This is a genomic window from Gemmobacter nectariphilus DSM 15620, assembly GCF_000429765.1.
Taxonomy (GTDB): Bacteria; Pseudomonadota; Alphaproteobacteria; order Rhodobacterales; family Rhodobacteraceae; genus Wagnerdoeblera; species Wagnerdoeblera nectariphila.
Genome location: NZ_KE386949.1, coordinates 704,371 through 715,939 on the forward strand (window position 1 = coordinate 704,371; position 11,569 = coordinate 715,939).

Here is an 11,569-nt window from a genome sequence, read left to right on the forward strand (position 1 = left end):
GTCTCGGTTCTTGTCGCTAGAACGGGCAGCCCGCATGGGGGCCGCCCTGATTGTGGTGGGCCGGTGCCGGGAGCTTAGCTGCAGCCCGAGGTGCCGCCACAGGTGTTGCACTTCAGGCAGGTGCCGTTGCGCACCAGCGTATAGTTGCCGCATTCGCCGCAGGGATCGCCCTCATACCCTTGCATCTTGGCCTTGGCGCGGGCGTCCATCCCGGTGCCGATGGCAAAGCTGGAGGTCGTCTCGGCAAAGCCCGACACGCGGGTTTCGGTGACCATGGCGCTGCCAAAGCTGTCGCTGCCGCCGATCCCGCCGTTCAGCATGACCAGATCCTGCGGCAGGCGCTTGCGCAGATAGCCGGTGGAGCTGATGGATTTCAGCAGTTCCACCGACTTCGACGCCGTGCCTTCGGAGACCTCGCCAATGTTGCGCTTGCCCTCGTCGTCGCCGCGGCCCAGATCGTCGAAGCTGGCGCCCTTGGGGGCGACATGGGCCAGGTCGGTGCGGTCAAGGTAGGAAATCGCCAGCTCGCGGAAGATGTAGTCAAGGATCGAGGTCGCGGTCTTGATCGCCTCGTTGCCCTGCACCATGCCGGCGGGTTCGAACCGGGTGAAGGTGAAGGCCTCGACGAATTCTTCCAGCGGCACGCCATATTGCAGGCCGACCGACACCGCGATGGCGAAGTTGTTCATCATGGCACGGAAGCCCGCGCCTTCCTTGTGCATGTCGATGAAGATCTCGCCCAGCCGGCCATCGCCATATTCGCCGGTGCGCACATAGACCTTGTGGCCGCCGACGATGGCCTTTTGCGTATAGCCCTTGCGGCGTTCCGGCAGCTTTTCACGGTGCGACTTGATGATTTCCTTGACGATGACCTTCTCGACGATCTTCTCGGCGATGACGGCGGCCTTTTCCTGCTGGCTGCCGGTGGCAAGGATTTCCTCGGCCTCGTCGTCATCCTCGACCAGTGCCGAGGCCAGCGGTTGCGACAGTTTCGAGCCGTCGCGGTAGATCGCATTCGCCTTGATCCCCAGCGAATGCGACAGCTCATAGGCCTCCAGCACCTCGGTGATCGAGGCGTTGTTCGGCATGTTGATCGTCTTGGAGATCGCGCCCGAGATGAAGGATTGCGCGGCGGCCATCATGTGGATGTGGCTGCCCACCGACAGGAAGCGCGTGCCCTTCTTGCCGCAGGGATTGGCGCAATCGAACACCGGCAGATGTTCCGCCTTCAGATGCGGGGCGCCTTCCAGCGTCATGGTGCCGCAGACATGATCGTTCGCCGCGTCGATCTGCGTCTTGGTAAAGCCAAGGTGTTTCAGCAGTTCAAACGTCGGATCGGCCAGCTTTTCGGGCGGAATGCCCAGCGTGCCCTGGCAGAAATCGGCGCCCAGCGTCCATTGGTTGAACACGAAGCGGATGTCGAAGGCGGTGGGCAGGGCGGCCTCAATCTTGGCGATCTCGGTCGCGCCAAAGCCATGGCCCAGAAGCGCGGTATGATTCACCCCCGGCGCCTGACCCAACGACCCATGGCCGACGGCATAGGCGATGATTTCCGCGATCTGCGCGGGCGTATAGCCCAGCTTTTCCAGCGCGGCCGGCACCGACTGGTTGATGATCTTGAAATAGCCGCCGCCGGCCAGCTTCTTGAACTTGACCAGCGCGAAATCGGGCTCGATCCCGGTCGTGTCGCAATCCATCACCAGACCGATGGTGCCGGTGGGGGCAATCACCGTGGCCTGGGCATTGCGGAAGCCATGCTTTTCGCCCAGAGACAGTGCCTCGTCCCAGGCGGATTTCGCCAGCGCGACAAGGCGTTGGTCTGGGCAGTTCGCGTGGTCCAGCGCGACGGGGGCCACGTTGACCCCCTCGAACCGGCCGCTGGCATGGGCAGCGGCGCGGTGGTTGCGGATGACGCGCAGCATGTGGTCGCGGTTGCGCGCATAGCCGGGGAAGGCGCCCAGTTCCGCCGCCATCTCGGCCGAGGTCGCATAGGCGACGCCGGTCATGATCGCGGTCAGCGCGCCGCACAGCGCGCGTCCTTCGGCGCTGTCATAGCCAAGGCCCATGTTCATCAGAAGCCCGCCGATATTGGCATAGCCAAGGCCCAGCGTGCGGTAATCATAACTGCGCTGCGCGATTTCCTTCGACGGGAACTGCGCCATCAGCACCGAGATTTCCAGCGTCACCGTCCACAGGCGGGTGGCATGGATATAGGCATCGGCATCGAACCGGCCATTGCGGAAGAAGGTCAGCAGGTTCATCGACGCCAGGTTGCAGGCGGTATCGTCGAGGAACATGTATTCGCTGCACGGGTTCGACCCGCGGATCGGCCCGTCCTCGGGGCAGGTGTGCCAGGCGTTCACCGTGTCATGGAACTGGATGCCGGGATCGGCACAGGCCCAGGCGGCATGGCCGACCTGATCCCACAGATCGCGCGCCTTTACGGTTTTCGCCACTCCGCCATCGGTGCGGCGCAACAGCGCCCAGTCGGCATCGTCGCGCACCGCCGCCAGGAAGGCATCGGTCACGCGCACCGAGTTGTTCGAATTCTGGCCCGAGACGCTGGCATAGGCATCGCTGTCCCAGTCGGTATCGTAGGTCGGGAATTCGATGCTGGTGAAGCCTTGGCGGGCATATTGCAGCACGCGGTTGGTGTAGGTGTCGGGGATCATCGCGCGCTTGGCGGCCCTGAGCGCGGCCTTGAGCGCAGGGTTCCTCGCCGGGTCCACCGCATCCTGGGTGCTGCCGTCCCAGGCGCGGATCGCGGCGAAAATCTCGTTCAGCCGCGCCTCATGCGCCTTGGAACCGGCCACCATGCTGGCGACCTTCTGTTCCTCGATGACCTTCCAGTTGATGAAGGCCTCGATGTCGGGGTGATCCATGTCGCAGATCACCATCTTGGCCGCACGCCGAGTGGTGCCGCCCGACTTGATGGCCCCTGCCGCGCGGTCGCCAATTTTCAGGAAGCCCATCAGGCCACTGGACTTTCCGCCGCCCGACAGGCGCTCGCCCTCGCCGCGCAAGCTGGAAAAGTTGGTGCCGGTGCCCGAGCCGTATTTGAACAGCCGCGCCTCGCGGACCCACAGGTCCATGATGCCGCCTTCGTTGACCAGATCGTCCGAGACCGACTGGATGAAGCAGGCGTGCGGCTGGGGATGTTCATAGGCGCTGTCGGATTTCACCAGCTTGCCGGTCTTGAAATCGACGTAGAAATGCCCCTGCGAGGGGCCGTCGATCCCATAGGCCCAGTGGAGGCCCGTGTTGAACCACTGCGGGCTGTTCGGCGCGGCCATCTGGCGGGCCAGCATGTGGCGCATCTCGTCGTAATAGGCGCGGGCGTCAGCCTCGGTGCTGAAATAGCCGCCTTTCCAGCCCCAATAGGCCCAGGCGCCAGCCAGACGGTCGAACACCTGGCGGGCGCTGGTCTCGCCCGTCATGCGCTGATCCTCGGGCAGGGCGGCCAGCGCCGTCTCGTCCGCGACCGAGCGCCACAGGAATTCGGGCACGCCCTTTTCCGCGACCTTTTTCAGACGGGCCGGAACGCCGGCCTTGCGGAAATATTTCTGCGCCAGAACGTCCGAGGCAACCTGGCTCCAGCCCTCGGGCACCTCGACCGCCTCGTTGCGGAACACGACCTTGCCATCGGGATTGCGAATCTCGGAGGAGGTGGTGGTGAAGGACAGGGCCCCATAGGCGCCGGTCGCTTCCGAGGTGAACTTGCGCTCGATCTTCATATGCCCCGTGTCTCCTGTCCCCGCAGCCTGTCATGGCGGCCGCTTGATCGTCCCTGGTTGTCAGGGGCAGTCATGACCCGGCCCTGTCCGCAGGCGCCGACAGGAATCAGCACCAAGACGGCGCTGGCGAGAGATGCTAACCCATGACAGGCGGACCACAATATGTAGTGGCACACGGGCCCGCGCCGTCAAACTGTCGCAAAGCCAAGCGCCCCGCAATCAAATTTTTACGACTCGGCCAGGGATTCTCGGCTTGACCTTCCGGGGGGTCCGGGCCGCGACGGCGCCCATGTTTTCCCCAGGTCTGAGGACAAGTCTGGGGATCGTTTCGGGACAGTCCGGGTTTCCTCAATACCTCCGCAGGGTTGCGCGACTGGCTTGAGATGACGACTCAACGTGCAAGGATCAGGTCGACCTTCAGCCCGCCCATCCGGGCACTGTCACCCAGACGCAACGTCCCGCCATGACTGCGCGCGACATCTGCCGCAATCGCCAGCCCAAGGCCCACGCCGCCGCCCTGATTGGGGTTGCGCGAAGAATCGAGTCGCGTGAAGGGGCGCAGGGCCTCGTCCCGCTGGGCGGCGGGAATGCCGGGGCCATCATCCTCGACCGCGATGGTCAGCATCTGCTCGGTCCAGGACAGCGAGATTTCGCAGTGATCGGCGTGGCGGCCAGCATTGTTCACCAGATTTTCCAGCGCGCGCGCCACCGAATCGGGACGCAGCTGGACCGAAGGGCAGGGTGGCCCGGGCCGCAGCATGACCTGAAGGCCCGCGCGGCGCGCCCGTTCGGCGACCTTTTCGCACAAGGCCACAGGGTCGGTTGCGGTCGGCTGTTCCGTCGCATCGCCGCGCGCAAAGGCAAGGAAGGCGTCGATCATGCGCTCCATGTCGGTCAGATCGCCCAGCAAGGCCTCGACCTCGGGCGAGGGGTCCAGCATCGACAGTTCCAGCCGCATCCGGGTCAGCGGCGTGCGCAGATCATGGCTGACGCCCGACAGCATCATGGTGCGCTGTTCGATCTGCCGCTCGATCCGGGCGCGCATGGCCAGAAAGGCCGCACCCGCCGCCCGCACCTCCAAGGCGCCGCGCGGGCGATAGGGCACCACGCGGCCCTTGCCGAAGGCCTCGGCGGTTTCGGCCAGCCGCTTGATCGGGCGCAGCTGGTTGCGCAGGAAGATATAGGCGATCAGCGTCAGCAGGATGCTGGCAAAGACCATCAGCACCAGCAGCTGATGCGGGTTCGAGGCCGATACCCGCGCCCGATTGACCCGCACATCCAGCGCCGAATCCCCGGCGCCAAAGCGCACCAGAACCTCGCGCCGGTAGGTCTGCAGATCGACCCCCTGCACATCACGCAGCCCTTCGCGCAGCACACGCTGAACCACCCGTCCCGAAAAATCGGTGAAATCGTGCCGGTCCGCGACCGGATCCGCCCCCGCTGGCGCGACGCTCAGCTCGAGCGGTGCGGCCATGGCGACGGCGGCCGCCAGCCCGCGCTGCTGCGCCGTCTGCTGCAGCAGCCGCAGCTCCAGCACGATGCTGGCGGTCATCTGTTCGGTCACGCCTTCGAAATGGCGCTGGATGAAGGCGACCGAGACCAGAAGCTGGATGGTGATGATCGGCAAGATCAGGATCAGCGCCGCGCGGCCGTAGAGACTTCGGGGCAGGAAGGACCGGATGCGCAATGCCATGGCGCCACAATAGGCGCCGCTGCGCCGTCCGGCAACGGGTCTAGAATTCCTCGGGCAAGCGGTCCAGCGCCTTGCGCGCAGCCTCGGGCACCTGGTCCCCGTCGCCGATCCCGATCTGGCGGGCCAGGCGGATCAGATCCGCGCAATCGCCGCTGAAGCGTTCCAGCACGATGTTCGACAGCCGCGCGGTGCCCTGCATCTGCCGCCGTGTCAGCATCGAGACGCCATTGTAATAGCGGGTGGATCCATTCAGCCCATATTCGAAAAACGTGAAGCTGAGCACGTTTTCCGACCCGGTGGAACACAGCAGCGACACCCCGTCGAAATGCTGCATGAACACACCCGAATAGGGCACCTTGCGCGCGAATCGCTTGGTCCCGCGGCGAACCGGCTGGGGATAGATGTCGAAGGACTTCAGCATCTTCACGCTGTCGAACGTATAGACCTGCCATAGCCCGGTGACATATTTTCCCGGATGCGAGAAGGACTTGCGCCAAAAGCGGTAGATCCCGTCGGGCATGAGGTAGTGATCAAACGGCCGCGCCTGCGGTGGCATGGCAATGTCGCGCAGCCGCAGCGCCGCGCGCAGGCGCCAGTCGGCGCGGATCGCCTCGATCGGTTCCAGCAGGATGCGGGCGTCGACCTCGAAATGCGTGCAGATGCGCTGCAAGATGTCAGGGCGCGGAAACGCCTCGCCCGAGAGGTAGCGGTTGAACTGCGTGCGGTTGATGCCGATCCGGCGGCACAGGTCCGAGATCGATGATTCGCCCGAACACAGCGCCCGAAGGTTGCGGCCAAAGATCGCGCGGACGTCTGCGGGGGACTGCGGCGAACTGGTTCTGGGCATTTCTGCTACCCTGAGTTGATAAGAAGGCACGAGTCACACGCCGCGCTGACGCTAATCTGCGTCAGCCTGTCGCCATTTTCAATGTCTGAGCCTTGATGTGTCACATCCGGGCGTCAGGCACCAGCACAACTGATCATGCCATGACACATCAACCAACCTGTCCCCTGCCGCAGGGCACGCTATCGTGATAGTCGAAGCCGCCGCTGCATCGGCGCCCGGATGCAGACAAGGCGATACCCGTAGAAAGGAGCAGGCAATGGATGGTGTGGTGATATATGTGGCCAAGGATCGGTCCCGGGCGATCGTCTGGTGCAGCGATCACGGTCCGCTCGGGCTGGCCCGCCGCAATGCCTTGCCGCGCGACATGCCGATCGCGGTCGGCGACATGGTGTCCTTCGAGGCGATCGACGATGGCGGGATGCGGCTGTGCGGCGCGCTGACCCCCTTGCCGGGCCTGTCCATGGCAGGTCTGCCCGATCTGCTGCGCAGCGATGCGCGGGCGGGCAAGCGCCGGGCACAGCTGACGGTTGTGCATTCTGCACCGCCTGCGCCGAAAGCGTTCGCAACCGATCGTCATTGCGGCTAGAGTTGCCGGTGCAAGCAACCGCAACCGACAAGGGTCAATGGCCGAAGTTTCCCAATCCCGCCTGATCGCCGGGACACCCGAATGGCTGGAGCCCGGCTTGCGCCGGGTTCTGGCTCCGAACCCCTCGCCGCTGACCGGGCCGGGCACCAACAGCTATATTCTGGGCGAAGGTCGCGTGGCGATCATCGACCCGGGCCCTGGCCATCCTGAGCATCTTGAGGCGCTGCTGGGCGCCCTTGCCCCGGGCGAGCGGGTCGAGATGATCATTGTCACCCATGCCCACCATGACCATTCGGAACTGGCCCCGCATCTGGCCTCGCGGGTGGGGGCACCGGTCGTCGCCTTCGGGGATGCGAGCGCCGGGCTGAACCCCGCCTTTGCCGCGCTGGGCAATCTGGGCGGCGGCGAAGGGGCGGACCATGCCTTTCAGCCCGACGAGACCGTTGCCGACGAGGCCGTGATCGAGGGGCCCGACTGGCGCCTGCAGGTCATTCACACCCCGGGTCATTTTGGCAACCACATCTGCCTTGCCTGGAACGATGTTGTCTTTTCGGGCGATCAGGCGATGGGCTGGTCCACCAGCATCGTCTCGCCGCCCGACGGGGACATGACGGCCTACATGACCTCGCTTGATCGCCTGCGCGCCTTGAACGCCCGCAGGCTCTATCCCGGGCACGGCGCCGAGGTTCTCGATGCCGAGGCGCGGCTGCGCGAGCTTGTCGATCACCGCCGGGGCCGCGAAGCGCAGATTCTGGCCGCCTTGCAGCAAGGCGGCGGAGCGGCCGCAGATCTCGCGGCCCGGATCTACACCGATGTCCCCCCGGGCCTGCTGCCCGCCGCCACCCGCAATGTCTTTGCGCATCTGCTTGATCTGGAAGCCAGATCTCTGGCACGCGCCAGCAGCGAAGATCGTCTTCGCGCCCGCTGGGAGCCCGTCTGAAAAAATTGTTCCGGGGGGCAAAAAAACTGCCGAAAGGTTCTGGACGCCCCCCGAAACGCTTGCTATACGGCCCTCAGTTCCGGCGTAGCTCAGCGGTAGAGCAGTTGACTGTTAATCAATTGGTCGTAGGTTCGATCCCTACCGCCGGAGCCAAGAAAATCAGATACTTACGTCCCGCAGGGCTCCTAAGACGGGGAGCTAAGACGGGTTCTAAGACGGAGAGCGCCCCCCGATGGCGCTTTTTCCGTCTTTGTGGCCCCCACCACATGTGGCATCAAGGCTGCATGTCGAATCAACCAGTTGACCCCCGCATCCTCGCCCTGTGCGAGAAGGTGACCGCAAAGCGAGCCCGAGCGCTCATTGACTACCTGCTGGAGCACGGCGAGTGCTCTACCGAGGACCTGAATGACATGGGCTACGACCACCCGCCCCGCGTGGCGGGGGACGTCAAGGAGGCGGGCATCCCCATCGTCATGACCCGGGACCGGGTGTCGGCCAAGACGGGGCGCAAGATCGGGGTCTACCGCTTCGGGGACCCGGCGGACATCAAGTCTGGGCGCATCGACGGGCGGCGGGCGTTCTCGAAGCCCTTCAAGGACCGGCTGGTGGCGCACTATGGCTCCCGGGAGGCGTTCACGCAGGAGGTCCTTGCGCCGCGCTACCTCCAGATTGACCACCGTGTCCCCTATCAGGTCGCGGGCGACGGCTCCTTTGATGAGTCCAACCCTGACGCCTACATGCTGATCGACGCTTCTAGCCAGCGGGCCAAGTCTTGGTCCTGCGAGAATTGCATCAACGCCCAGAGGGACCGCCGCGAGGAGGTCTGCCGGTCCTGCTTCTGGGCGTCCCCGGAAGCCTACACCCACGTCGCGCTTGAGGAGGTCCGCCGCCTTGACCTTGAGTGGCGCGCGGGAGAGGTGGCCGCGTTCGACGCCTTGCGGGAGCGGGCGGCGCGCGAGGGCGTCACCGTCCAGCAGCTCGCCAAGCGCCTGCTAGAGGGCTAGGCGAGCCTGCGCGGCCTCGGGGCGTATCACCCCCGCCACGGGTTCGGCTAGGCCGGGCGTGACGTAGAGGCTCTCCACCGTCTCCTCCTTGCGGCCCGACAGGGTGGACTGAGAGGAAGTCCCGGCGTGGAGGAGGAGCCGCGTCAACCCGAGCGTGTCCGGGAGCGGAGGGCCATACTCGCGCCCGCCGGTCATCCCGTCATAGGACAGTGCGAAGGGGACGCCCCGGGCTCGCAGCTCCCCGAGCCCCTCGCAAAGCTCCTCCTGCGTCATCTGCTGGTGGTAGCGCTTGTCCCGACCGATGGAGGTCCCTAGGTAAGGCGGGTCCATGTATACGAAGTCCCCCGGCCCGGCGTCCGCCGCCGTCTCCCGCCAGTCCCCCACGCGGAACTCGGTGCGGCCCCGGAGGGTGTGTGAGACGCCCAGGACGGCGGCTGCCATCTTCTCGGGATGCATCCCGAGGCGGCGCTTGTCCACCGACTGCGTGAACCGCCCGTCACGGTTGAAGCGCACCGCGTTCTTGACGCAACGGCAGATCAGGTAGAGCAGGTCCACCGGGTCGCGGTCGGAGTTGTAGCGGTCGCGGACCTCGTTGAAGTAGCCCGCCTCGCCCTCACGCTGGCCGCGCCACACCTCGCCGTAGCGGGCAGAGGTCCTCTCGGGCTCTTCAACGATGGAGCGCAGCAGTGCGACCATCGGCTCTAGGCTGTCGCCCACCACGAAGCGCTCCGCCCGCCTGTGGTGGGCGGCGTAGATCGTCATGGCGGCGGAGCCCGCGAAGGGCTCGTATAGCGTCCCGATGCCTCGGGGGAGGTATCGGTCAATCATGGGCGCGAGCTTGCGCTTGCTGCCCTGATAAGGAATCGGGTGCGGTAATTTGCTCATGATCTACTCCTAATGCCGTTCGCACATTGTTTCCACAACATCTTGGGCCTAGCCGCCCTGCCGTGGTCCGTCTTGCGCCAGTGGGCCGGGTCGCGGGCGAGGTCCCGGAGCGCCAGCAGGAGCGCCGCCCACAGGGCGAGCCAGTAGGCGGGCAGCAGGAGGGTCAGCCAGAGCGGGAGCCCCGCCCGGAGGGCCGCGCGGGCGGCGAGCGCGAGGGCGGAGCCGTAGCCCAGCAGCATCAGCAGGGCGAGCGGCCCCGCGACGTGCCCGCCCGCGAGGAGGGCGAGCCCGAGGGGGTGCGCCGCGATGCACAGCAGGGACGCGGGGAGCTGGGCGACGAGGGCGAGGGTCGCGGCGAGGCCCAGCTCCCGGGCGGCGCGGCGCGGCTCCCGGGCGTGGACGATGGAGGTCACGGCGAAGCCCTTGAGCCACCGGGCGCGCTGGCACAGCCACGCCCGGGAGGAGACGGGGGCCTCCTCCCATGTCGTGCTGTCGATGACGCCCGAGCGCCAGCCCAGCCGGGCGAGCCGCACCCCGAGGTCCGCGTCCTCGGTGACGTTGTGGGCGTCCCAGCCCCCGGCGGCGCGGAGGGCGTCGGCCCGGAACCAGTTGCTGGTCCCGCCCAGCGGGAACGGGAGCCCGAGGCGGGCGAGCGCGGGCAGCACGAGGCCGAACAGCCCCGCATACTCAAGAGCCCAGAGGCGGGCCACCAGCGGCGCGCCCGGCCCGGCGTGGTCGCACCCGAGGCGGGCCTGCACCACGGCAAGGCGGGGGTCCGCCGCGAGCGCGGAGGCGGCGAGCCGGGCCTGCCCGGGGTCGGGCCGGTCCTCGCCGTCGAAGACCACGACCACCTCGCCCTGCGCGAGGGCGAGGCCCACGTTGCAGGCCCGGGGCTTGGTCTGGGGGGCTCCCTTGGGCACCACGACCACCTGCCAGCCGGAACAGGGCGGGCGGTGAGCCCGGGCGGCGGCTGCCGTCTCCGGGTCGCACTCCTCCACGAGGATCAGCACCTCAAGCAGCCTCGCCGGGTAGTCCAGCCGCCCGAGCGCCGCCGCGAGGTCGGGCAGCAGCGCCTCCTCCCGGAACAGCGGCACTAGGGCGGTGACGGTCGGCAGGTCCGCCTCAGGCAGCGGCGGCGGGCCGGGGGGCGGCGGGACGGCCAGCGCGGCGAGCCGAACCGCCGCCGCGAGGGCGAAGGCCGGGGCGAGGATGAGGGACGCCCAGGGGGACAGCAGCGGCAGCAGGGCGATGGCCGGGAGCAGCAGCGCGGCCCACACCGGGACCGCGAGGCCCCGGGCGGACAGGTGCGCCGGGACGCTGTGCGAGGCCCAGCGGACGGCGGCGGGCGACGGCTCGGGCCGGATGTGCCAGAGGCGGGCTGGGACGCTCTGAGACGCCCAGCGGGCGAGGGCGGGCGAGGGCTGCCGGTGCAGCGGCGTGACGTTGGGCGCGTCGAGCATGGGGCGGCTCCGAGGTATGAACAAAACGTGAACATACCGGGGATAACTTGTCCCTCCAGCGCCCGTCTATAGTAAGGGGTGCCTGGTCCCCACCTTCTGCTTGATTGGTTAACCTGCGACTGCGCGCCTGTTGGATATCGGGCGGGAGTTTCGCGATGGCGACTACGGTGGAGTTTCTCAGGGACTACGGGGTTGAGATACGGGCCAATGGCCAGAAGCGATGGCCGGACGAGGTCAAGGCGCAGATCGTTGCGGAAACTCTGAAGCCTGGCGTGACGGTGAACGCGGTTGCGGCACGGTATGGGCTTCGGGCGAACCATCTGTCGGAATGGCGCGGTCGGGCGCGGGACGGGAAGCTGGTTCTGCCTGCGCCGGAGCAGGATGGCTTTTGCTTTGCGCCTCTCGTGCTGTTGGATGGAC

Annotated in this window: 9 protein-coding genes and 1 tRNA gene; 5 read left to right on the forward strand and 5 right to left on the reverse strand. The window is 66.7% G+C overall.

Annotation, left to right across the window (positions count from 1 at the left end; all coding sequences use genetic code 11):
* Positions 1–74: 74 nt before the first annotated feature.
* The 3 genes from G481_RS0122245 to G481_RS25325 form a co-directional block, all read right to left on the reverse strand.
* A complete protein-coding gene (locus G481_RS0122245) occupies positions 75–3,734 on the reverse strand; it encodes a vitamin B12-dependent ribonucleotide reductase (RefSeq protein ID WP_028031976.1) in 3,660 nt (1,219 codons plus the stop codon).
* Between the two features lie 391 nt (positions 3,735–4,125).
* Positions 4,126–5,427, reverse strand: a complete 1,302-nt coding sequence (locus G481_RS0122250; RefSeq protein ID WP_028031977.1) for an ATP-binding protein — start codon at positions 5,425–5,427, stop codon at positions 4,126–4,128.
* 40 nt (positions 5,428–5,467) lie between these two features.
* Positions 5,468–6,274 (reverse strand): helix-turn-helix domain-containing protein, encoded by an 807-nt coding sequence (locus G481_RS25325; protein ID WP_051294699.1) that lies wholly within the window; start codon positions 6,272–6,274, stop codon positions 5,468–5,470.
* 256 nt (positions 6,275–6,530) lie between these two features.
* On the opposite strand from G481_RS25325, the gene G481_RS0122260 reads away from it, so the two are divergent.
* The 4 genes from G481_RS0122260 (at position 6,531) to G481_RS0122275 (ending at position 8,804) form a co-directional block, all read left to right on the forward strand.
* Complete coding sequence (locus tag G481_RS0122260; RefSeq protein WP_028031978.1) at positions 6,531–6,860, forward strand: hypothetical protein; 330 nt, start codon at positions 6,531–6,533, stop codon at positions 6,858–6,860.
* A 37-nt stretch (positions 6,861–6,897) separates the two neighbouring features.
* Positions 6,898–7,800, forward strand: coding sequence for an MBL fold metallo-hydrolase (locus G481_RS0122265; protein WP_028031979.1), 903 nt, complete (start codon positions 6,898–6,900; stop codon positions 7,798–7,800).
* Positions 7,801–7,878: 78 nt separating this feature from the next.
* Positions 7,879–7,953 (forward strand) — tRNA-Asn (locus tag G481_RS0122270).
* A gap of 257 nt (positions 7,954–8,210) precedes the next feature.
* Positions 8,211–8,804: a hypothetical protein gene (locus G481_RS0122275; RefSeq protein WP_154664718.1), complete on the forward strand. Its 594-nt coding sequence runs from the start codon at positions 8,211–8,213 to the stop codon at positions 8,802–8,804.
* Here G481_RS0122275 and G481_RS24910 read toward each other — a convergent pair.
* On the reverse strand, positions 8,793–9,689 hold the full coding sequence (locus tag G481_RS24910) for a DNA adenine methylase (RefSeq protein WP_051294700.1): 897 nt from the start codon (positions 9,687–9,689) through the stop codon (positions 8,793–8,795). The genes G481_RS0122275 and G481_RS24910 overlap by 12 nt on opposite strands.
* Positions 9,686–11,149 carry a glycosyltransferase family 2 protein gene (locus tag G481_RS24915; protein WP_051294701.1) on the reverse strand — a complete coding sequence of 488 codons (1,464 nt, stop codon included), beginning with the start codon at positions 11,147–11,149 and terminating at the stop codon, positions 9,686–9,688. Before G481_RS24915 ends, G481_RS24910 begins: the two co-directional genes overlap by 4 nt.
* A 155-nt stretch (positions 11,150–11,304) precedes the next feature.
* On the opposite strand from G481_RS24915, the gene G481_RS0122290 reads away from it, so the two are divergent.
* Positions 11,305–11,569 (forward strand): transposase (locus G481_RS0122290; RefSeq protein WP_028031263.1); only part of this gene is annotated, 265 nt, incomplete at its 3' end.